The organism is Azospirillum sp. TSO35-2, from assembly GCF_003116095.1.
Classification (GTDB): domain Bacteria; phylum Pseudomonadota; class Alphaproteobacteria; order Azospirillales; family Azospirillaceae; genus Azospirillum.
The window spans coordinates 2,122,069-2,146,744 of sequence record NZ_LGRA01000021.1; the positions used below are offsets into that span (position 1 = coordinate 2,122,069).

Annotated in this window: 11 protein-coding genes; 4 read left to right on the forward strand and 7 right to left on the reverse strand. The window is 68.6% G+C overall.

From position 1 onward, the window contains the following. The first annotated feature begins 16 nt into the window (after positions 1-16). Entirely contained in the window at positions 17-14,215 is a 14,199-nt protein-coding gene (locus TSO352_RS25695; protein WP_247872433.1) for an Ig-like domain-containing protein, read from the forward strand. Between the two features lie 19 nt (positions 14,216-14,234). Here the strand turns inward: TSO352_RS25695 and TSO352_RS25700 are convergent, their stop codons facing one another. The 6 genes from TSO352_RS25700 to TSO352_RS25725 all read right to left on the reverse strand — a co-directional run bounded on the left by TSO352_RS25700 (position 14,235) and on the right by TSO352_RS25725 (position 19,893). Further along, positions 14,235-14,717 carry a MarR family transcriptional regulator gene (locus TSO352_RS25700; RefSeq protein ID WP_109110878.1) on the reverse strand — a complete coding sequence of 161 codons (483 nt, stop codon included), beginning with the start codon at positions 14,715-14,717 and terminating at the stop codon, positions 14,235-14,237. A gap of 197 nt (positions 14,718-14,914) precedes the next feature. Next, positions 14,915-16,045 (reverse strand): tricarballylate utilization 4Fe-4S protein TcuB, encoded by a 1,131-nt coding sequence (gene tcuB / locus TSO352_RS25705; protein WP_109109955.1) that lies wholly within the window; start codon positions 16,043-16,045, stop codon positions 14,915-14,917. Next, the gene (tcuA, locus tag TSO352_RS25710) at positions 16,032-17,486 is read right to left on the reverse strand and encodes an FAD-dependent tricarballylate dehydrogenase TcuA (protein ID WP_109109956.1); all 1,455 of its coding nucleotides are present in this window, start codon (positions 17,484-17,486) and stop codon (positions 16,032-16,034) included. Before tcuA ends, tcuB begins: the two co-directional genes overlap by 14 nt. Before the next feature lie 127 nt (positions 17,487-17,613). Beyond that, entirely contained in the window at positions 17,614-18,381 is a 768-nt protein-coding gene (locus TSO352_RS25715) for an amino acid ABC transporter ATP-binding protein (RefSeq protein WP_109109957.1), read from the reverse strand. Next, on the reverse strand, positions 18,378-19,037 hold the full coding sequence (locus TSO352_RS25720; protein WP_199231771.1) for an amino acid ABC transporter permease: 660 nt from the start codon (positions 19,035-19,037) through the stop codon (positions 18,378-18,380). The genes TSO352_RS25715 and TSO352_RS25720 overlap by 4 nt, the downstream gene beginning before the upstream one ends. An 82-nt stretch (positions 19,038-19,119) precedes the next feature. After that, positions 19,120-19,893, reverse strand: a complete 774-nt coding sequence (locus TSO352_RS25725) for an amino acid ABC transporter substrate-binding protein (protein WP_109109959.1) — start codon at positions 19,891-19,893, stop codon at positions 19,120-19,122. Positions 19,894-20,104: 211 nt separating this feature from the next. On the opposite strand from TSO352_RS25725, the gene TSO352_RS25730 reads away from it, so the two are divergent. Next, on the forward strand, positions 20,105-20,923 hold the full coding sequence (locus TSO352_RS25730) for an enoyl-CoA hydratase-related protein (protein ID WP_109109960.1): 819 nt from the start codon (positions 20,105-20,107) through the stop codon (positions 20,921-20,923). Between the two features lie 47 nt (positions 20,924-20,970). Then, the gene (locus TSO352_RS25735) at positions 20,971-22,152 is read left to right on the forward strand and encodes an acetyl-CoA C-acyltransferase family protein (protein WP_109109961.1); all 1,182 of its coding nucleotides are present in this window, start codon (positions 20,971-20,973) and stop codon (positions 22,150-22,152) included. Positions 22,153-22,302: 150 nt separating this feature from the next. On the opposite strand, the gene TSO352_RS25740 is transcribed toward TSO352_RS25735, so the two are convergent. Continuing rightward, positions 22,303-23,205, reverse strand: coding sequence for a transposase (locus TSO352_RS25740; protein ID WP_109109962.1), 903 nt, complete (start codon positions 23,203-23,205; stop codon positions 22,303-22,305). Positions 23,206-23,538: 333 nt separating this feature from the next. Between TSO352_RS25740 and TSO352_RS25745 the strand changes: the two genes are divergently transcribed. Then, positions 23,539-24,618 carry an AAA family ATPase gene (locus TSO352_RS25745; protein WP_109109963.1) on the forward strand — a complete coding sequence of 360 codons (1,080 nt, stop codon included), beginning with the start codon at positions 23,539-23,541 and terminating at the stop codon, positions 24,616-24,618. The last annotated feature ends 58 nt before the right edge of the window (positions 24,619-24,676 follow it).

Genomic DNA, 24,676 nt, shown 5'->3' on the forward strand with positions numbered 1-24,676 from the left:
TACGCCGACGCTGAGCGTGTCGGCGGCAGCCGGCAACGAAGACAGCGCGATCCCGCTGACGATCACTCCGGCGCTGACCGACACCGACGGGTCGGAGACGCTGACCGTCACCATCAGCGGCATCCCGACGGGTGCCAGCCTGAGCAACGCCGCTCACGACACGCTGACGATCAGCCGCGGCTCGATCACCCTGACGCCGGCTCAGCTTGCCGGTCTCGCCATCACGCCGCAGGCCAACAGCGACGTTGATTTCACCCTGACCGTCACCGCGACCGCCAAGGATGGCACCGCGACGGAGGCCACCACCAGCGCCCCGCTGCTCGTCACAGTGAACCCGGTCACGGACACGCCGACGCTGAGCGTGTCGGCGGCGACCGGCAATGAAGACAGCGCGATTCCGCTGACGATCAGCCCGGCTCTGACCGACACAGACGGGTCGGAGACGCTGACGATCACCATCAGCGGCATCCCCACGGGTGCCAGCCTGAGCAACACCGCTCACGACACGCTGACGATCAGCGGCGGCTCGATCACCCTCACGCCGACGCAGCTTGCGGGTTTGACGATCACGCCGCCGGCCAACAGCGACGTCGACTTCACGCTGACGGTGACCGCGATCGCCAAGGATGGTGTGGCTGATCCCGTCCGCACCAGCGCCCCGCTGCTCGTCACCGTCGCTCCGGTGTCCGACACGCCGGTCCTGACCACCACGCCGGCAACCGGTGACGAAGACACCGCCATTCCGCTGATCATCAGCGCCGCGCAGCCGGACGCCGACGGATCGGAGCTGCTGTCCTTCACCCTGTCGGGCATTCCCGCGGGGGCCAGCCTGACCAACACGGCCGGCGACCCGCTGACGGTGGTCAACGGCTCGATCACGCTGACGCCGGCGCAGCTTGCCGGTCTGGCGATCACGCCTCCCGCCAACAGCGACGTCGACTTCACCTTGACGGTGACGGCGACCAGCACCGACGGCAGCGCCGCTCCGGCCAGCACCAGCACGCCTCTTCTCGTTACCGTCAACCCGGTGTCGGACGCCCCGAGCTTGAGCGTGCAGAACGCGACCGGAGTGCAGAACGCCGTCATCCCGCTGACGATCTCCCCGGCGCTGACCGACACCGACGGCTCCGAGGTGCTGACCGTCACCATCAGCGGCATCCCCACGGGGGCGAGCCTGCACAACACGGCCGGCGACACCCTGACGATCAGCGGCGGCTCGATCACGTTGACGCCGACGCAGCTCGCCGGTTTGACGATCACCCCGCCCTGGAACAGCGACGACGATTTCACCCTGACCGTCACCGCGACGTCGAAGGACGGCGTGGCCAATGTGGCGAACACCGCCGCCCCGCTGGTGGTGACGGTGACCCCGGTGACCGACACCCCGACGCTGAGCGTATCGGCGGCGACCGGCAACGAAGACAGCGCGATCCCGCTGACGATCACTCCGGCCCTGACCGACACGGATGGGTCGGAGACGCTGACCATCACCATCAGCGGCATCCCGACTGGAGCCAGCCTGAGCAACACGGCTCACGACACGCTGACGATCAGCAACGGCTCGATCACGCTGACGCCGGAGCAGCTCGCCGGTTTGACGATCACGCCGCCGACGAACAGCGACGTGGACTTCACATTGACGGTCACCGCCACCGCCAAGGACGGTGTGGCCGACGCGGTGTCGGTGAGCCAGCCGCTGGCGGTGACGGTGAATCCAGTAACGGACACCCCGACGCTGAGCGTATCGGCGGCGACCGGCAATGAAGACACGGCAATCCCGCTGACGATCAGCCCGGCCCTGACCGACCTCGACGGCTCGGAAACGTTGACGATCACCATCAGCGGCATCCCCACGGGTGCCAGCCTGAGCAACGGCGCCCACGACACGCTGACGATCAGCAACGGCTCGATCACGCTGACGCCGACGCAGCTTGCGGGTCTCGCCATCACGCCGCCGGCCAACAGCGACGTCGACTTCACTCTGACCGTCACTGCCACCGCCAAGGACGGCACCGCGACGGCGGCCACCGCCAGCGCCCCGCTGCTCGTCACCGTCAACCCGGTGACGGACACGCCAACGCTGAGCGTATCGGCGTCGACCGGCAATGAAGACAGCGCAATCCCGCTGACGATCACTCCGGCGCTGACCGACATCGATGGGTCCGAGACGCTGACCGTCACCATCAGCGGCATCCCGACCGGTGCCAGCCTCAGCAACACCGCTCACGACACGCTGACGATCAGCGGCGGCTCGATCACGTTGACGCCGACCCAGCTTGCGGGTTTGGCGATCACACCGCCGCCGAACAGCGACGTCGACTTCACTCTGACGGTCACCGCGAGCGCCAAAGACGGTGCGGCCGACGCGGTGTCGGTGAGCCAGCCGCTGGCGGTGACGGTAAACCCGGTGACGGACACCCCGACGCTCAGCGTGTCGGCGGCAGCCGGCAACGAAGACAGCGCGATTCCGTTGACGATCAGTCCGGCGCTGACCGACACCGACGGCTCGGAGACGCTGACCATCACCATCAGCGGCATCCCCGCCGGAGCCAGTCTGAGCAACACGGCTCACGACGCGCTGACGATCAGCGGCGGCTCGATCACGCTGACGCCGGAGCAGCTCGCCGGTTTGACGATCACGCCGCCGCTGAACAGCGACGTTGATTTCACGCTGACGGTGACGGCGACCAGCACCGACGGCACCGCCGCTCCGGCCAGCACCAGCGCCCCGCTGCTCGTCATCGTCAACCCGGTGACGGACACCCCGACGCTCAGCGTATCGGCGGCGACCGGCAACGAAGACAGCGCGATCCCGCTGACGATCACTCCGGCGCTGACCGACATCGATGGGTCCGAGACGCTGACCATCACCATCAGCGGCATCCCCGCCGGAGCCAGCCTGAGCAACACGGCTCACGACACGCTGACGATCAGCGGTGGCTCAATCACCTTGACGCCGGAGCAGCTTGCGGGTTTGGCGATCACGCCGCCGGCCAACAGCGACGTTGATTTCACCCTGACCGTCACCGCGACCGCCAAGGATGGCTCCGCGACGGAGGCCACCACCACCGCCCCGCTGCTCGTCACCGTCAACCCGGTGACGGACACCCCGACGCTGAGCGTATCGGCGGCGACCGGCAACGAAGACAGCGCGATCCCGCTGACCATCAGCCCGGCGCTGACCGACACGGACGGGTCTGAGACGCTGACGATCACCATCAGCGGCATCCCCACGGGTGCCAGCCTGAGCAACACGGCTCACGACACCCTGACGATCAGCGGCGGCTCGATCACGCTGACGCCGACGCAGCTTGCCGGCCTGACGATCACGCCGCCGCTGAACAGCGACGTCGACTTCACCCTGACGGTGACGGCGACCAGCACTGACGGCACCGCCGCTCCGGCCAGCACCAGCGCCCCGCTGCTCGTCACCGTCAACCCGGTGACGGACACGCCGACGCTGAGCGTGTCGGCGGCAGCCGGCAACGAAGACAGCGCGATTCTGCTGACCATCAGCCCGGCGCTGACCGATACCGATGGCTCGGAGACGCTGACCATCACCATCAGCGGTATCCCCGCCGGAGCCAGCCTGAGCAACACGGCTCACGACACGCTGACGATCAGCGGTGGCTCGATCACCCTGACGCCGACCCAGCTCGCGGGTTTGGCGATCACACCGCCGCCGAACAGCGACGTCGACTTCACCCTGACGGTCACCGCCACCGCCAAAGACGGTGTGGCCGATGCGGTGTCGGTGAGCCAGTCACTGGCGGTGACGGTGAATCCAGTAACGGATACGCCGACGCTGAGCGTGTCGGCGGCAGCCGGCAACGAAGACAGCGCGATTCCGTTGACGATCAGTCCGGCGCTGACCGACATCGATGGGTCTGAGACGCTGACCATCACCATCAGCGGCATCCCGACCGGCGCCAGCCTCAGCAACACCGCTCACGACACCCTGACGATCAGCGGCGGCTCGATCACCCTAACGTCGACCCAGCTTGCGGGTTTGGCGATCACGCCGCCGCCGAACAGCGACGTCGACTTCACCCTGACCGTCACCGCCACTGCCAAAGACGGTGTGGCCGACGCGGTGCCGGTGACCAAGACTCTGGCGGTGACGGTAAACCCAGTGACGGACACGCCGACGCTGAGCGTGTCGGCGGCGACCGGCAACGAAGACAGCGCGATTCCGCTGACGATCAGCCCGGCGCTGACCGACACCGACGGCTCGGAGACGCTGACGATCACCATCAGCGGCATCCCCACGGGTGCCAGCCTCAGCAACACCGCCCATGACACGCTGACGATCAGCAACGGCTCGATCACGCTGACGCCGACGCAGCTTGCGGGTTTGACGATCACGCCGCCGCTGAACAGCGACGTTGATTTCACGCTGACGGTTACCGCCACTGCCAAGGACGGCGTGGCCGACGCGGTGCCGGTGACCAAGACTCTGGCGGTGACGGTGAACCCGGTGACGGACACGCCGACGCTCAGCGTGTCGGCGGCGACCGGCAACGAAGACAGCGCGATTCCGCTGACGATCACTCCGGCGCTGGCCGATACCGATGGCTCGGAGACGCTGACCATCACCATCAGCGGCATCCCCACGGGTGCCAGCCTGAGCAACACGGCTCACGACGCGCTGACGATCAGCAACGGCTCGATCACCCTGACGCCGACCCAGCTCGCGGGTTTGGCGATCACGCCGCCGGCCAACAGCGACGTGGACTTCACCCTAACGGTCACCGCCACCGCCAAGGACGGTGTGGCCGATGCGGTGCCGGTGACCAAGACGCTGGCGGTGACGGTAAACCCGGTGACCGACACGCCGACGCTGAGCGTGTCGGCGGCAGCCGGCAATGAAGACAGCGCAATCCCGCTGACCATCACCCCGGCGCTGACCGACACCGACGGCTCGGAGACGCTGACGATCACCATCAGCGGCATCCCCGCCGGAGCCAGCCTGAGCAACACGGCTCACGACGCGCTGACGATCAGCGGCGGCTCGATCACCCTGACGCCGACCCAGCTTGCGGGTTTGGCGATCACACCGCCGCCGAACAGCGACGTCGACTTCACGCTGACGGTCACCGCCACCGCCAAGGATGGTGTGGCCGACGCGGTGCCGGTGACCAAGACGCTGGCGGTGACGGTAAACCCGGTGACCGACACCCCGACGCTGACCGTCCAACCGGCCAGCGGCAATGAAGACACCGCCATCGCGCTGGACATCGCGTCGGCCCTGACCGACACGGACGGGTCTGAGACGCTGACGATCACCATCAGCGGCATCCCGACCGGGGCCAGCCTCAGCAACACCGCTCACGACACGCTGACGATCAGCGGTGGCTCGATCACCCTGACGAAGGCTCAGCTTGCCGGCCTGACGATCACGCCGAAGCACGACAGCGACGTCGATTTCACCCTGACGGTCACCGCGACCGCCAAGGACGGGGTGGCCGGTTCGGTGGCCGTGCAGCAGACGCTGGCGGTAACGGTCATCGCGGTCGCCGACGCGCCGGTCGCCACCGTCACCCCGGTCACCTACAACCTCGCCGTCGGCCAGAACAACACGCTGACCGGCACCGCCGGCAACGACACGCTGTCGGGCGGCGCCGGCAACGACACCATCACCGGCGGCGCCGGCGACGACGTGATCTACGGCGACGGCACCGGCACCTTCACGACCGCCCTGACCGTCGGCGCCACCCTGTCGGACACCGACGGGTCGGAATCGATCGCCAAGCTGGTGATTTCCGGCGTTCCGGCCGGGGCGAGGCTCAGTGCCGGCGACCCTGTGACGGAAACCAACGGCACCACCACCTGGACGCTGACACCGGCGCAGCTCAGCGGGCTGACGCTGACCGCCCTGGAGGGCGACAGCAGCCACCCGATCACGCTGAGCGTCACCGCCACCTCGGTCGAACAGGAGAACGGCAGCACGGCGACCAGCACGGTCAAGACCCTGACCGTCAGCTTCACCAACACGCCGCAAGGTGCCGACAGCCTGGATGGCGGCGACGGCAACGACACGCTCTATGGCGGGGCCGGCAACGACACCCTGCGCGGCGGGCTGGGCGACGACAGCCTGGACGGCGGCACCGGCACCGACACGGTGACCTACGCCGGCGCCGCCGGCCCGGTGAACGCCAACCTCGCGACCGGTGTCGGCACCGGCGAGGGCACCGACGCCCTGCGCAACCTGGAGAACGTCACCGGTTCGGCCTACGACGACGTCATCACCGGCGACAGCGGCACCAACGTGCTGATCGGCGGCGCCGGCAAGGACACCATCACCGGCGGCGCCGGCCGGGACACCGTCAACGGCGGGGCGGGCGACGACCTGTCGATCTTCACCGTCGGCACCGACGGCGGCACCTCGACCAACCCCGAACTCCAGGACGCCGACACCGGCATCGACACCTTCCGGGTGATGCTCACCAGCGCCCAGCTGTCCAACACGGCGATCCTGGCCGACCTGCGCACGCTGCGCGACACGATCGAGACGGCGGGCGCCAAGGCGAACGCCTCCACCACCGACACCTCCACCAGCAGCGCCACCACGCTGTCGGCGCTCGGCCTGAAGGTGGTGGATTTCGAGAAGATCGAACTCTATGTCGACGGCCAGCCGGTCAACGTCCGCCAGGCGCTGAACTACGCCCCGACCGCCACGGCGGCGACCACCGCCACCGCCGAGGACACGGCGGTGTCCGGCCGCCTGGGCGCCACCGACCAGGACATCGTCAAGGGCCGCACCGACGAGACGCTGACCTACAAGGGTCCGGGCGACGACGGCCAGCCGGTGCGGCTGACGCACGGCACGCTGGTGGTGAACGCCGACGGCCGCTTCACCTACACGCCCGACGCCGATTTCAGCGGCACCGACAGCTTCACCTTCACCGTGACCGACGGCTATGGCGGCACCTCCACCGCGGTGCAGACGATCACGGTGGTGCCGGTCGCCGACGCCTTCCAGATCACCACGCTGAACGCCCGCGGCAACGAGGACGCGGCGGGCGGCATCGCGCTGGCCCCGACCATCACGCTGAGCGACGTCGACGCCGCCAGCCCGGAGGTCGTGGAAAGCGTCACCCTGCTGATCCCCGCCGCCCAGCAGGACGCCGGCGGGGCGAAGCTGTACCTGAACGGCGTCGAGCTGACGCGCAGCGGCCCCGACGCCGCGGGCAACTACGGCTGGAGCATCCCGACCTCGGCGCTGGCCGTGGTCACCGGCAGCGCCGGTGCCTGGACCGTCCGGGGGCTGACCGTCGTCACCGCCCATGATTCCGGCGCCGACCTCGGCTACAGCCTCAAGGTCGGGACCATCGACGGCAGCGGCACCGGCGCCGCGCACGGCGTCCAGACGGCGACCGGCGTGATCACCGTCGACGCGGTGGCCGACGCGCCCACCGTGACCGTGGCGGCGGCGGCGACCGACGAAGACACCGCGGTCGCGCTGACGATCACGCCGGCCCTGACCGACACCGACGGGTCGGAGAGCATCAGCGCCATCACCATATCCGGCGTGCCGGCGGGCGCGAGCCTCAGCGCCGGCAGCTCCGTCACCCAATCCGACGGCACCAGCGTCTGGACGCTGACCCCGGCGGAGCTGGCCGGGCTGCGCATCACCCCGCCGCACGACTTCTCCGGCACCATCACGCTGAGCGTCACCACGACCTCGAAGGAGGGCGAGAACAGCTCGACCGCGGTGTCGGCCCCGGCGTCGCTGTCGATCACCGTGACCGGCGTGGCCGACGCCCCGATCGTCGGCGTCCTGCCGGTGTCGGGCAACGAGGACAGCGCCATCCCGCTGGCGGTCACCGCCGCGCTGTCCGACACCACCGGCGAGACGCTCGACCACGTCACCATCACCGGCGTGCCGGAGGGGGCGAGGCTGTCCGCCGGCACCCACAACGCCGACGGCAGCTGGACGCTGACCCCGGCGCAGTTGACCGGCCTGACCTTCACGCCGCCGCTGAACTATTCCGGTGCGGTGACGCTGACCGTCACCGCCACCTCGGTGGAAGGGCTGACCACCGCCACCTCGGCGCCGCTGTCCTTCGCGGTGACGGTCAACGCGGTGGCCGACACCCCGGTCCTCTCGGCGGCAAGCGCCGTGGGGCGCGAGGACACCGCCATCCCGCTGTCGGTGATCGCCGCCCTGACCGACACCGATGGGTCGGAGAGGCTGACCATCACCATCAGCGGCATCCCCGCCGGCGCCAGCCTCAGCAACGCCGCCCACGACACGCTGACGATCAGCAACGGCAGCATCACCCTGACGCCGGCGCAGCTCGCCGGGTTGACGATCACGCCGCCGTCCAACTCCAACAGCGGCTTCGACCTGACCTTCACCGCGCGGGCGACGGAGACCTCGAACAGCTCCTTCGCCGACGCGACCCCGGTGACCGTCCATGTCGAGGTGCAGGGCGTCGCCGATGCGGCGACGCCGAGCGGCGCGCTCAGCGCCGGCGGGACCGAGGACACGGCGATCAACCTGCGGCTCGGCAATCTGCAACTGACCGACACCGACGGGTCGGAGCGGCTGTCGCTGGTGATCAGCAACCTGCCGGACGGCGCCTCGCTGTCGCTGGCCGCCGGGCACGAGAGCGGTCTGGTCTATCTCGGCAACGGCCGCTGGTCGGTCGATGCGGCCTACCGCAACGAGCTGACGCTGACGACCAAGGCCGACTTCGCCGGCACGGTGGCGCTGAAGGTGGACGTCATCACCACCGACAGCAACGGGGCGCCCATCATCACCGTCAACGGCGTGACGTCGGGCGGCATGCTGAAGGAAACCCGCGACCTGACCGTCACCATCGATCCCAAGGCGGACGAGCCGGTCGTCTCGATCGGCGCCAGCGCGCCCGAGGACAAGGCCGGCGGCATCCCGCTGACGATCTCCGCCCTGACCGGCGACAGCGACGGGTCGGAGCACATCACCGCCATCGTCATCTCCGGCCTGCCGACCGGTGTGACGCTGACCAGCACGGTGGCCGGCGCCCTGACCGACAACGGCGACGGCAGCTGGACGGTCGACCCGGCCAAGCTCGGCGGCCTCCGCCTGCATGTTCCCGAAGACAGCGCCGACGATTTCCGCATCACCGTTTCGGTGACGGTGGTCGACGGCAGCGACAGCCTGACCCGGACCTACACCCCGGACGTGGTGGTCACCGCCGTCGCCGACGCGCCGATGTCGCGGGCCGCCAGCGGGGCGCTGGAGGCCTACCACGTCGACGACCAGTCGACGACCGGCGTGCCGACCAACATGGTGCTGAACCTGAACGCGGTCCTCAAGGACACCGACGGGTCGGAATCGCTGGCGGTCGTCATCGACGGCGTGCCGAAGGGCTCGGTCCTGTCGCGCGGCCTGGACAACGGCGACGGCACCTGGACGCTGACCCCGTCCGACTACGCGGCGGCCCTGGCCGAGGGCGGCCTGAAGCTGACCGTGCTGGACGCCAACGCGACCGGCATCACCCACACCACCGTCACCAGCGGCAGCCAGACCTACGACCAGGGCAGCCTGACGCTGACCGTCCGGCCCTTCAGCATCGAAAGCGAGGGCGACCGCAACGCCACCGTGTCCGACAGCTTCGTCGTGAGCTGGAGCGTCGCCCAGGGCTCGTCCGGCGGCAGCGGCGGGACGGGTGGAACCGGCGGCACCGGTGGCACCGGCGGGACGGTCGATCCGGTCACCGGCGTCGGCAGCGACCGGCCGTCGGCCGTCACCACCGGCGAGGACACGGCGGTGGCTCTGCGCATCGACAGCGGTCTGGCGGATTGGCAGACCGTGTCCGAGGTCACGCTGACCGGCATTCCGACCGGCGCCAGCCTCAGCAACACCAATCACGACACGCTGACCATCACGAACGGCTCGATCACGCTGACGGCGGCGCAGCTTGCCGGCCTGACGATCACGCCGCCGCACGACAGCGACGCCGACTTCACGCTGGGCGTCGTCGTCACCTCGGGCAGCAGCCATGGCCAGACGACGCTGTCGCTGCCGGTGACGGTCACCGCGGTCGCCGACGCGCCGTCGCTGACGGTGCAGACCGCCACCGGCAACGAGGATACGGCCATCGCGCTGGACATCAGGGCGGCGCTGACCGACACCGACGGCTCCGAACTGCTGGCCAGCGTCGTCATCGACGGGGTGCCGACCGGCGCCACGCTGTCGGCCGGCTTCCAGGATTCCACCCATCCCGGCCGCTGGGTGCTGACCCCGGCGCAGGTCGCCGGGCTGAAGTTCACCCCGCCGGCCGACGCCAGCGGCACCTACCAGCTCACCGTCACCGCGGTGGCGCGGGAGACCAGCAACGCCGACCGGGCGACCACCACCAGGACGCTGTCGATCGACGTGGCGCCGGTCAGCGACGCGCCCGCCATCTCCGCCAGCGCCGCCGCGGCGCATGAGGACCAGGCCGCCGGCCTGTCCATCTCCGCCGCGGTCACCGATCTGGTCGGCACCGGCGAGGTGATCACCGCCCTGAAGGTGACCGTGCCGGCCGGCTTCACCCTGTCGGGCGGCACCGATCTGGGCAGCGGCGTCTACGATCTCACCGGCCTGTCCGCCGCGGATCGCGCCGCGCTGACGCTGACGCCGCCGGCCAACTACGCCGGCACCGTCACCCTGACCGTGCAGGCCGCCGCCCAGGACGGCACCGCGACGGCGGCTTGGTCGACCAAAGCCGTCTCCGTCACCTACGCCGCGGTCGCCGACGCGCCCCTCGCCATTGTCCACGACGCGACGGGGACGGAGGACACCGCCATCGCGCTGGACCTGTCGGCGGCGCTGGTCGACACCGACGGGTCGGAGAGCTTGGCCATCATCCTGTCCGGCCTGCCGGACGGCGCGGTGCTGAACCATGGCTCCAACAACGGCGACGGCTCCTGGACCCTGAAGCCGGCCGATCTGGCCGGGCTGACGGTGACGCCGCCGCGCAACATGTCCGGCGGCGTGGACCTGACGCTGACCGCCAGCAGCCTGGAAAGCTCCAACAAGAGCACGGCCAGCACCAGCGCCGCCGTCCATGTGACGGTGACGGCGGTGGCCGACGCGCCCGCCATCAGCGTCGCCAACGCCTCGGGCAGCGAGGATTCGCTGATCGCGCTGAACCTGTCGGCGGCGCTGGTCGACACCGACGGGTCGGAGACGCTGAGCGTCGTCCTGTCCGGCCTGCCGGGCGGCGCCACGCTGGTCGATGCCGGCGGCACCGTTCTGACGCCGACGGCCGGGGCGATCACCCTGACGGCCGCCCAGCTGACCGGGCTGAAGCTGCGGCCGCCGGCCGACAGCGGCACCGACTTCACCCTGACCCTGACCGCGACGGCGACGGAGCGGGCGACCGGCGCCAGCGCCACCAGCAGCCAGCAGTTCCGCATCGGCGTCGATCCGGTCGCCGACCAGCCCATCGTCACCGCGACCCCGCTGACCGGGACCGAGGACACGGCGGTGCCCCTCAACCTCGCGGTGGCGCTGGCCGACACCGACGGGTCGGAGCGGCTGGGCCTGCTGACCATCGCCGGGGTGCCGACCGGGGCGACCCTGTCCGCCGGGACGCACAACGCCGACGGAAGCTGGACGCTGACCCCGGCCCAGCTCACCGGGCTGACGCTGACGCCGCCGGCCAACAGCGACGCCGCCATCACCCTGACCGTCACCGCCGTCAGCATCGAGTCCAACGGCACGACCGCCACCACCGTCGTGACCGTGCCGATCACCCTGGCCGCGGTGTCGGACAGCCCGACGCTGAGCGTGTCGGCGGCAACCGGCAACGAGGACAGCGCGATCCCGTTGACCATCACCCCGGCGCTGACCGACCTCGACGGCTCGGAAGCCCTGACCGTCACCCTGTCGGGCATCCCCGACGGCGCCAGCCTCAGCAACACCGCCCATGACACGCTGACGATCAGCGGTGGCTCGATCACCCTGACCCCGGCTCAGCTCGCCGGTCTGGCGATCACCCCGCCGGCCAACAGCGACGCCGATTTCACCCTGACCGTGACGGCGATCGCCAAGGACGGCTCTGCCACCGCGGCCACCACCAGCGCGTCGCTGCTGGTGACGGTAAACCCGGTGACCGACACCCCGACGCTGAGCGTCACCGCGGCCAGCGGCAACGAGGACGCCGCGATTCCGCTGGTGATCAGCCCGGCGCTGACCGACCTCGACGGCTCGGAAACGTTGACGATCACCATCAGCGGCATTCCGACCGGCGCCAGCCTCGGCAACGGCGCCCACGACACGCTGACGGTCAGCAACGGCGCGATCACCCTGACGCCGGCGCAGCTTGCCGGCCTGACGATCACGCCACCGGCCAACAGCGACGCCGCCATCACCCTGACCGTCACCGCCACCGCCAAGGATGGCGTGGCCGATGCGGTGGCGGTGAGCCAGACGCTGGCCGTGACGGTAACCCCGGTGACCGACACCCCGACGCTGACCGGCACGGCGGCCAGCGGCAACGAGGACGCCGCGATCCCGCTGAGCATCAGCCCGGCGCTGACCGACCTCGACGGGTCGGAAACTCTGTCGGTCACCATCAGCGGAATCCCGACCGGCGCCAGCCTCGGCAACGGCGCCCACGACACGCTGACGATCAGCAACGGCGCGATCACCCTGACGCCGGCGCAGCTCGCCGGCCTGACGATCACGCCGCCGGCGAACAGCGACGTCGACTTCACCCTGACCGTCACCGCCACCGCCAAAGACGGTTCCGCCGCGCCGGTGTCCACCGTCCAGACGCTGACCGTGGCGGTCCTCCCGCTGTCGGACGCCCCGACCCTGACCGTCCACCCGGCGGCCGGTGCCGAGGACAGCGCCATCGCCCTGGACGTCGCGGCGGCGCTGACCGACACCGACGGCTCGGAAACCCTGACCATCACGTTGTCGGGGATTCCCGACGGCGCCAGCCTGCACAACACCGCCCATGACGCACTGACGATCAGCGGCGGCGCGATCACGCTGACGCCGGACCAGCTTGCCGGCCTGACGATCACGCCGCCGGCGAACAGCGGCGCCGACTTCGCCCTGACGGTCACCGCGACGGCCAAGGACGGCTCCGCCGCCGCGGCCACGACGGTCGGCACGCTGGCGGTGACGGTGACCCCGGTCGCCGACACCCCCGCCCTGACCGTCGCCGACACCCACGGGTCGGAGGATACCGCCATCGCGCTGTCGATCACCGCCGTCCCGACCGACCTCGACGGGTCGGAGACGGTGACGGTGCGGATCGACGGCGTGCCCGATGGCGCCAGCCTGAACCACGGCACCCACAACGCCGACGGAAGCTGGAGCCTGACCGCCGCCCAGCTCTCCGGCCTGACCTACACGCCGCCGACCGACGCGACCGGCACCATCATCCTGTCGGTCACGGTGACCGCCCATGACGGCGCCAGCACCGCCACCGCGGCGCAGGACCTGACGGTGACGGTCGATCCGGTGAACGACCGGCCGACGCTGGCCGCCGCCCACGGCACCACGGTGATCGCCGCCGGCGCCACCGACAGCCCGGCGGTGGCGGGCGACGCCAGCATCGCCGACGTCGACAGCAGCGTGATGTCCGGCCTGACGATCCGCATCGCCACCGGCTCGCAGAACGGCGACACCCTGAACCTCGACAGCCTGACCATCGCCACCGACCCCGACACCGGGCGCAAGACGGTCGCCGGCACCGGGATCGAGGTCAGCTGGGACGGCGGCACCCACCAGCTGTCGCTGGCGGGCAACGCCTCGACCGCGACCTACACCGACATCCTCCACCATCTGGCCCTGACCCCCGCCGGCTCCGGCACGCGGACGCTGGAAGTAACGGTGACCGACCAGCAGGGCGCCGCCAGCGACCCGCTGGCGGTGCAGGTCCTGGTGGCGGCGGACGCGACGCTGACCGGAAGCGCCGGCGCCGACACCCTCCACGCCGGCAGCGGCACGACCGCCATGGCGGGCGGGGCCGGCGACGACCTGTTCATCTTCGCGCCGCGCGACGGCAACCTGACCATCGACGGCGGGGCGGGCTGGACCGACGTGGTGCAGATGGGCAGCTTCGCCGGCGGCGTCGGCAACTGGCTGGACCAGATCGACCACAACAGCTACACGCTCGACCCGTCGGGCCACGGCCTGACCTTCCACACCGAATGGTCGGGGACGCTGCACGATCAGAACGGGCATGAACTGGTGCTTCAGAACATCGAGCGGCTGACGTTCTGATGCGGAGCAGGCCGGCGGCTCAGACGACGGGCGCGGCCCCGGCCGTGTCCTCGGCGGGGGCGCCGGCCTGCATGTGGGTGATGACGCGCTTCAGCAGGCGGCCGAACTGCGCCCGCTCGTCCGTCGCCATGTCGGCGATCGGCGGCCCGAGCGACAGGCGGAGGGGGTCGCGGTCGAGCAGCGTCCGTCCCTCATCCGTCAGGTCGAACAGCCAGCCGCGCTTGAATCCGGGATGCGGCCGGCGCACCAGCAGCCCCTTGTCCTCCAGGGTGGAGACGGTGCGCGACACCGGGGCGAGGTGGATTTTCTGGAAGCGGGCCAGCGCCGTCAGCGTCCGCGCCGGTTCCGACGATTCGTGGAAATAGCGCAGCGCCACCCATTGCGCCGGGAACAGCCCCTCGGCGAAGCCGACGCCATAGACCAGCCGGCTGACCTGGTCCAGCAGCGTGACCAGGTCATCGCCCGTCGACTCTCGATCGCCTGCCCGCGGCGTCTCCAACACCACTCTCCTCCAAAACCGCGCCGGTGATACCGGCGACCACGGCAGGCGCCCGCCCTGCGGCAGGAACCCATTGTCACGGACTGTATCGGAGACAACCGATCAGAGGAAGCGGCAGTCTTCGCATCACGCCGGCCAGAGCTGCGACGTTTCGGCGAAGATTATCGTCAAGGAAAACCCAGGGCTGCGGCGGCGCGGGCTCACCGCGACCTTCCATTGCCGGAGGCCTGCCGTTCCAGGGCGGCGCGCAGCAAAGCGGCGGCGCGGAACGGCGCGTGCAGGAACTTGCCGCAAGGCAGGGTGATGAAGAATCCCAGCACGATCCCGAGATGGATCGCCAGCAGCGGCCCCATCGCCGGTGTCTCCCGCGCCGCCAGCAGGCAGAACCCGCTGGCCGCCGTCAGGAACAGTTGCGCCAGCAGGGCACGGTCGGCGCCGATCAACTCAGGCGCCACCGGCCCGGGGTGGGCGCGGCGCTGCAGCAGCGCCAGCCCGGCGGTGCCGACCATCAGCCCGGCGCCGCCCAGGCATCCCAGAAGGACCGGCGCGCTCAGCACCGGGTAGGGCGCCGGCCAGCCCAGCAGGTGGTCGTACGCCGTCGCGACCATGGTGGAGGCGAAGCAGAGGGCGAAGCCGTAGGCCATGGCGTGATGGAACCGGCGGCGCGCCTGCGAGAAGCGCTCGTCGCGGTCGTTGCAGCCGACGCCGCCACCGCCGAGGTTCCGCAGAGTCGCGGCGTCGCGCAACGCCTCGCGCAGGGCCGGCAGCATTGCCGCCCCGGCGGGCGGCGGCCCCAGGCTGCGCCAGAAGGCAACGACCCCCAGCCCGACCGCCAGCAGCGACCAGCCCGCCGCAAGACCGGCGGCCCCGGCGATGACCCCCCAGGGCAGCACCCGGTAAAAGGCCCCCGGCCCCGCATGCCGGCCCAGAAGAACCTCCGGCGGCAGCCACAGGACCGCCAGCAGCAGCGTTGCGACCACCGCCAGCAGCGTGACCGACAGGACGAAGCGTCCGTTGCGCCGCAGCCGGCCTGCCAATGCCTTCGGCCAAGCATGGTCCCGGTAGGACTGGTGCCGCAGCCGGCTCAGGCTCTTCGGCAGGTTGACGGCGAAGGCGTGCGGCGGCGCGTACTGGCAGGCGTGATAGCAGGACCGGCAGTTGTGGCAGAGGTTCGACAGCAAGGCCAGATCGGCCAGCGCCAGGCTCTGCCGCCGTTTCAGGGCCGGGAACACGGCGCAATAGCCGTCGCAGAACTGGCAGGCGTTGCAGACGTCCAGCGCCCAGCGCGCCTCCTCGACGAGCGCTGTCAGGCCGTCCTCATCCCCGCGCATGCCGGGCGGCCTCCCGTCCCGCGATGCGTCCGAAGACGGCGCCGATGGTCATCGCCGATCCCGCCAGATAGCCGCGGCCGAGGATGTTGGGCGCCATGACCACGCCGGCGGCGAAGACGCTGCCCAGCGGCCGCCCGCCGCCGTCCAGCACCCGCGCCGTCGGATCGACCCGGACGCCCAGGCTGGTGGAGGTGACGCCGGCCCGCACCGGATAGGCGCCGAAGGGCGGGACCAGGATGGGGGCGGCGTGCCGGGTCTTCGGCGGCGTGATGCCGTCGGTGCGGCCATCCTCCGGCCCGCCGCCGGGGCGCACCGCGGCGTTGAAGCGGCTCACCGTCGCCTCCAGCGCCGCCGGCGCGATTCCCAGCGCCGCCGCCAGCGCGCCGACGCTCTCGGCCCGGATCGCCGGGAAGATCGACGGGCGGAAGCGCCGCTCGATCGTCGCGTCGAAGATCATGAAGGCGAGACCGTCCGGACAGCGCGCGACGCGCTCGCCCCAGACCGCGTAGCGCGTCGGTCCGCTGTCCGCCCCTTCGTCGGCAAAGCGCTGGCCGTCGCGGTCGACGACGATGCCGTGGGCGATGCCGTCGAGCCGGGTGACGATGCCGCCGTCGAAGCGAGGGGAACGCCCATCCACCGCGACCATATGGCCGTGGGCCGGGTCGCCGACCGGCTGGGCGCCGTGGTCGAGCAGCGCCTTCAGCGCCGTGCCGGTGGCGTGGCGGGTGCCGCGGACGACGGCGTTGTCGGCGACCGCGCCCCAACGCTCCCGCAGCCAGTCGCCGTTTGCCTGGAACCCGCCGGACGCGACGACGACCGCCCGCGCCGCCAGCGCGCTCTCGCCATCCCGGTGGCGGACGACGACGGCGGGCCGCGCCGCATCCCCCAGGTCGAGCGCCCGCACCGCGCTGTCGTAGCGGATATCGACGCCCAGCCGCGCGGCGGTCGCGTACAGCGCGTTGACCAGCGCCTGCCCGCCGCCGAGCAGGAAGGCGGTCTTGCGGGAATAGGGCAGGACGCCGTCGCCGGGGTCCTGGAAGTGGACGCCGTTGTCCGCCAGCCACGCGACGATGCCGGCGGACTCGCGGATCAGCAGGCCGGCCAGGGCCTCGTCCACGCTTCCGTCGCCCAAGGGGCCACCGCCCAGGGACCCGCCGCCCAGATACCCGCCGGTGACGCGCCGCAGGTCGGAGCGGAAGTTGTCGGCGTCGTAACGGCCCCGGACCCAGCGGGTCGGCCCGTCATGCATGACCCGCAGGTTGCGGGAGTGCCGCGCGTTGCCGCCGCGCTCCGCCTTCGGTGCCGCTTCCAGCAGCACGACCGACGCGCCCGCCCGGCGGGCCGACAGCGCGGCACAGAGCGCCGCGAGGCCGCCCCCGACCACCAGGACATCGCAGTGGCTTGGGCAGTGGCTTGGGCAGCGGCTCGGCAGGTCGGTCATCGATGAGGAACGGTCGGTCGAGAGGAACGGATGAGACGGGGGCATCGCCGCGGCTTTACCCCCGACCGGCCGGCGGGGGAACAGCGTTCCCCTGCGACACCTTGGCACGCCGCCCCTCGGTCGGCCGCTAGACCGCCTCCCCATGCTGACCCTGCTGGGTCAGCGTCGCGATGAAGCGCTGGGTGCGCTCGTGGGTCGGCCGGGTGAACAGCATGCGGGAGGGGCCGGTCTCCACCACCTGACCGCCGTCGAGGAAGACCACCTCGTGCGCGATCCGCGAGGCGAGGCGCAGGTCGTGGGTCGCCATCACCATGGTGGTGCCCTCCTCGGCCAGCCGGCCCAGCACCTCCACCACCTCGCCCGACAGTTCGGGATCAAGGGCGGAGGTCGGCTCGTCGCACAGCAGCACGCGGGGGGAGGGCGCCAGCGCGCGGGCGATGGCGACGCGCTGCTGCTGCCCGCCCGACAGCGTCGCCGGCCAGGCATCGGCCTTGTGCGCCATCCCGACCTTGGTCAGCAGGGCCATGGCGCGATCGCGCGCCTTCTCGGCCGGCCATTTCTGCACGGTGACCAGCCCCTCCATCACATTCTCGACCGCGGTGCGGTGCGGGAAGAGCTGGAAGTTCTGGAACACCATGCCGGTCTGGCCGCGCAGCCGCTGGATGTCCTTCCAGCCGGGCTTGCCGCCGGGGTGGAAGGCCAGCTCCTCCTCGCCGATGCGGACGGTGCCGGAAGTCGGGATTTCCAGCAGGTTGATGCAGCGCAGCAGCGTGCTTTTCCCGCCGCCGGACGGACCGATCAGCGCGGTGACCCGCCCCTCCGCCACGGTCAGCGTCACGCCCTTCAGCACGGTCAGGTCGCCGAAGCGCTTTTCGATGGTCGACAGCCGGATCACGACTTGGCCTCCAGGAAACCGCCGTAGCGGCCGAGCCGCTGTTCCAGCCGGACCTGCAGCGCCGACAGGACGGAACTCAGCACCAGATAGATCAGGGCCGCCTCGACATACAGGATCAGCGGCTCGTAGGTCGTCGCGACGATGCGCTGGGCGGCCTGGAACAGCTCCGGCACCGTGATGGCGGCGGCGAGCGAGGTGTCCTTGACCAGCGAGATGAAGCTGTTGGACAGCGGCGGCACCGCCACGCGGGCGGCCTGCGGCAGGATGGTGCGCCGCATCGCCTGGGACCAGCTCATGCCGATCGAATAGGCGGCCTCCCACTGGCCCTTCGGTACGGAGCCGATCACCGCGCGGATGATCTCCGACGTGTAGGCGCCGACGTTCAGCGTGAAGCCGATCAGCGCCGCCGGAAAGGCGTCCAGCACGATGCCGGCGCTGGGCAGGCCGTAGAAGATCAGGAAAAGCTGCACCAGCAGCGGCGTGCCGCGGATGATCCAGACATAGAAACGGACGGCGGCGGCCAGCGGTGCCGGACCGAACAGCCGGATCACCGCCGTCACCAGCCCGACCATCAGGCCGAGCGCGAAGGAGGCCAGCGTCAACGGAACGGTGAAGACCAGCGCCGCCCACAGCATCGACGGAAGCGAGCCCGCCATCAGGGTAAGCCAGTGCAGCACGGGGACGATGCCTCTCAGGACTGCGGGGGCGGGGGAGCGCGGCGGCTCCCCAAGGCCGCCCTTACTTCGAAACGTCTTCGCCGAAATACTTCTGCGAGATCGTCTTGTAGGTGCCGTCGGCCTTCATCGCCTCCAGCGCGCCGTTGATCGCGGCGACCAGCGCGGCCTCGCCCTTGCGGACGATGATGCCGGAATAGTCGGCCTTGTCCTGGGTCGCCACCACCTTCACGTTGGCGTCGGGCTTCTGCTTCTTGAAGTCCAGGAAGGACAGGCTGTCGTTGACCGTCGCGTCGGCCCGGCCGTTGAGGACGAGCTGGATCGACTGGTCGAAGCCGTCGGTGCCGACGAGCTGGGCGCCCGACGCCTCGGCCAGCTTGCCGAAGTTGCTGGTCAGCGACTGGGCCGACTTCTTGCCCTTCAGGTCGGCGAAGCCCTTGATGGCGTCGTTGTCGCCGCGGACGATCAGCGCCGCGCGGCTGGCGATGTAGGGCTCGGAGAAGTCGTACTTGGCCTTGCGAGCCTCGGTGATGCCGACCTGGTTGATCACGGCGTCGTAGCGGCGGGCGTCCAGGCCGGCGATCAGGCCGTCCCACTTGCCTTCCAGGAACTCCGCCTTCACGCCGATCCGCTTGGCGATCTCGCGTCCGATCTCCACATCGAAGCCGACGAGCGCGCCGGAGGCGTCATGATAGGTGAAGGGGGCGTAGGTCCCCTCCGTCCCGATCTTCATCACGCCGTCCGTCTTGATGCGGTCCAAATCCGCCTGGGCCTGGGCGGCGGAGACGGCCGCGACCTGCAACAGGCCGGCGACGAGAAGCGATTTCAGCCATTTCATCGGTTGATGCCCGGTGTTTCATGGATTGGGGAGGTTGGATTGGTGGAGTACGTTACATGAAAGAATATTTCATAACAAGAGAATAAGCCGCCAATTTAGCAAAAATTTACTGTTATTTATGCGGACCGCCGGCGCGTTGACGGCCACCGCTGTCCTGACATACTGTTCGGTAACATACCTTCCAAAAGGTAGATATTCGGGAGACGCCACGATGACCGACACCGTCCCACCGATTCCGGCCCCAGCGGTCCTGCTCACCCGCGAGGGCGGCGTGGCGTGGATCCGGCTGAACCGTCCGGCCGTGCTGAACGCGCTGGACGAGTCGACCGCCGCCGCCTTCCGCGACGCCTGCCGCAGCGTGGCGGAGGAGGGGACGGAGGGACCGACGCGCGTTCTGGTGATCGCCGGGAACGGCCGCGGCTTCATGGCCGGTGGCGATGTCAGCCGTTTCAACGACGATCCCGCCGCCGCCCCGGCGGTGGCCGGCGCCATCATCGCGCACCTGCACGAGGCGTTGCGCATCCTCGACCGGCTCGACGTTCCGGTGCTGGCCGCGGTGCATGGGCCGGTGGCCGGGGCGGGGATGAGCCTCGCCTGCGCCGCCGATCTCTGCATCGCCGCCGACGACGCGAAATTCACCATGGCCTACGCCCGCATCGGCGCCACGCCGGACGGCTCCGGCACCTTCCATCTGCCGCGTCTGGTCGGGCTGCGCCGCGCCATGGAGCTGGCGATGCTGTCCGAGGTGATCGACGCGGCCGAGGCCCTGCGGATCGGGCTGGTCAACCGGGTGGTGCCGGCGGTGGCGCTGGCGGAGGAGACCGCCGCCCTCGCGGCGCGGCTCGCCGCCGGGCCGACCGTGGCCTACGCCGGCATCCGCCACCTGCTGCGGCAGTCCTTCACCCGGACGCTGGACGGCCAGCTGGACGCCGAGGCCGACCGCTTCCGCGCCACCGCCGCCACCGCCGATTTCCGCGAAGGCGTCGGTGCCTTCGTCGGCAAGCGCAAGCCGGCCTTCACCGGCCGCTGACTCAACGCCCGTTGACCCCCATCACCGCCCGAGAACTGGACCCGACCATGCAGAACGACATCGTCATCGTCGGCACCGCCCGCACCGCCATCGGCGGCTTCGGCGGCAGCCTGAAGGATGTGCCGCTGACCCAACTCGCCACCGTGGCGGTCAAGGCGGCACTGGAGCGCTCCGGCACCGCCGCCGACACCGTCGGCCATGTGGTGATGGGCAACGTCATCCCGACCGAGACCAACGACGCCTATCTCAGCCGCGTCGCCGCCATCGACGCCGGCATTCCCATCGGCACGCCGGCCTTCAACGTCAACCGGCTGTGCGGCTCGGGCCTTCAGGCGATCATCTCGGCGGCGCAGTCGATCGCGCTGGGCGACTGCGACCTCGCCATCGGCGGCGGCGCCGAATCGATGAGCCGCGGCCCCTATTTCGTGCCGAGCGCGCGCTGGGGCACCCGTCTCGGCGACGGGTCGCTGGTCGACTACATGAACGGCATCCTGCACGACCCGTGGCAGAAGATTCACATGGGCGTCACCGCCGAGAACGTCGCCGCCCGCTACGGCATCGACCGCGCCGCTCAGGACGCCCTGGCGCTCGAAAGCCAGCGCCGCGCCGCCCACGCCATCGCCGAGGGCCGCTTCAAGGAGCAGATCGTCCCGGTGGAGATCGCGTCGCGCAAGGGCACCATCGTCTTCGACACCGACGAGCATGTTCGCGCCGACGTCACGCCCGAGGCGCTGGCCAAGATGAAGCCGGTCTTCAAGAAGGACGGCTCGGTGACCGCCGGCAACGCGTCGGGCCTCAACGACGGCGCCGCGGCGGTGGTGCTGGCCGACGCCCGCCGTGCCGCGGCGCTGGGGCTGACGCCGCTGGCGCGCCTGGTCGGCTACGCCCACGCCGGCGTCGAGCCGGACCATATGGGCATCGGCCCGATCCCGGCGACCCGCAAGGTGCTGGAGCGCACCGGCCTGTCGGTCGCCGACCTCGACGTGATCGAATCGAACGAGGCGTTCGCCGCGCAGGCCTGCGCGGTGATGCGCGAGCTGGACTTCGACCCGGCCAAGGTCAACCCGAACGGCTCCGGCATCTCGCTGGGCCACCCGGTCGGGGCGACCGGCGCCATCATCACGGTGAAGGCGATCCACGAGCTGCACCGCACCGGCGGTCGCTACGCCCTGGTGACGATGTGCATCGGCGGCGGCCAGGGCATCGCCGCGATCTTCGAGCGGGTGTAATACCGGGTCCGGGATATCTTGGCTCCTGAACTCCGTATCCGGCCGTGACGGCGGCTGCGGCCCGGTAGGGCCGAAGCCTGCGTGGCGTATGAACGCAGCAGTCAGAATGTTCCTGGCCGGGTGTAAGAGTGCCTTGCTCTGTCGAAAGCCTCAGGCCGAAATACCAAGGAGAACAAGGCGGTTGACGTTGTAGACGACGCCTCTGAGCAGCGCCTGAGACCGTTGCGTGAGGTCTGTGCGGGCGGATAGAGCCTCGCCCCACCTCCGCTTCGCGACGGACATGACGGTTTCGACCTTCCAACGCTGCCGGTAAGCACGCTTGCTGACAGCATCCCCTGGGTCATTGAGCAGTCGGTGCATCTCCTGCCGGTATGGGGTGGTTGCGATGACCTTGATCGAGCGCCGCTTCTTCGCCGGGATGAGGGAATGGACGCCCAACGTCTCGCGGCAGAAGCGATGATTGGCCTCACTGTCGTACCCGGCGTCCGCGATCACTTCGTCGAAGGACATCACCGCAGAGGCGTCAGTCGCCAGCGGGACCAGATCGGGGAAATCGCCCGCTGGTCCGGGACGAACCCGTTGTGCCAAAAGCATTTGCGGGCCTACCCACATAGCCAACGCCCACTTCAGCCATCCACGCTGACCGCGCTCGCGTTTCGCCCGCCATTCGGAATACCGTGAGGTATGGCTGAGCCAGAGCCCTGTACTGTCCAGGGCAACTTGGCACCGCTGGCCATCGCGTTTGACCCGGCGCACGGTCTCCGCCAAAGCCGACGCCACCAGTTTGGCACTGAGCCAGCGGCGGGCGAACCACCAGAAGGTGGAGTGGTCGGGGACGCTCAGGAAGCCAAACAGGCGGCGAAGTTGGCCCGAGATCCGCAGCAGATCCTCCAAGCCGCGATAGTTTAGGCGGAGATGCTCCTTCACAAGCAGAGCGGCAAACAGGCTGGAGGGGCGATAGGCAGGGCGGGCGTACTTGCTCAGAAGTACGGGGAGCGCGCGGCGCGCCACAGCATGGGCCAGCCGCGCAAAGCACAGCAGATGATTTTCCATGATACCCGGCAGATGGGCATCACTCCGTTAGACCGCGAGGCTTTCGACAGAGCAAGAGTGCCTATCAAAACCTCCACTTGACCGAACGGAATCAATGCCTTGGGTTCATTGAGGCGGGATTTTGATCCGCGCCCTGAAGGGCGATTGGGGCTTGAATTTCAACGGTTGCGACGGTAGAAGTTCAGATCAACCCGGGAGTTTAATAGCTAGGAAGATCATGAGATAAACTTTTGCAGGCCATTTGTCTTGGACGCTTTTGTGTTGCGTTCTGCCGAGCTATACGCGACATCAGTTTATCTAATATCCCAATATTTGAAAATGTAGAGGATACTAATGAGTAATTTCTTGAAAGGAATTGGAATCAAATTCTACAGAGGGATCGGAAGTGATGAGCAAAGGCTTTCTCCTTTCAGGAAATTTAACTATTTTATCGGCGCAAACAATTCTGGAAAATCAACGGTTCTTAGTTTTATCAGCTCATATCTGTATACTGTTAATGATGGACTGAGTTTATCAGGACGCAGTAGAAAAAGAGCTGCGATGGATGCTCTTGATGAGCATCGAGGCGCGATAACAGGCAAGCCATCTATGACCATTGCGGTTGACGCGCTGGAGTTTATTAAAAACATACATAACGCTTATGACGCAAAAATCAAAGGAAATAGTATTATTGAAGATGATATTAAGATAATAGTGGATCATGTTTCAGAGGATGGCCTAATCTGGATCAACTGCCCCTTTGATGGTGGACGTGGATTCTCATTCTGCCTTAATGTAGAGCCGAGTGTAATCGGTCAGGGCTTGGGTCGAGTTCATTGGAGTAAGCTTTGGCAAATATTTACTCAATACGTCTCTGGCGGAAGCGTCAGGGAATGGATCACAGATGTGATGGACGCAATCTTGAATTGTCAATCTATGCAATTCCCAAGCGTCCACTCAATTCCAGCTCTTCGTCAGATTGGTCCCAAAGGTGGAGAGTTTGGGGACTTCAGTGGGCGCGGCCTTATCGACCGGCTTGCTGAAATCCAGAGTCCTGATCATGATAAACGTGAAGAGAGAGAGATTTTTAACAAAATAAACCTATTTCTCCAGACTGTAACTGGCAAGAAAGATGCCTTTATTGAGATACCGCACAATCGTGAGCACATTTTGGTACATATGGACAATAAAGTTCTTCCTCTGCGTTCTCTGGGAACGGGAATTCACGAGGTTATCATGATTGCATCATTTTGCACAATTGAGAATAATAAGATATTTTGTATAGAAGAGCCAGAGCTACACCTTCATCCATTGCTTCAAAGGAAGCTGGTAGAATATCTCAACATGAACACGGACAACCAATATTTTGTTGCAACTCACTCTGCTGCATTTATAGATACGCCTGGGGCAGCAATTTTTCACGTAGCTATATGACAGACACAGGTTTGAAAGCGGATTGTTGACTACACACCCCCATATGTAGTGGGTAAGT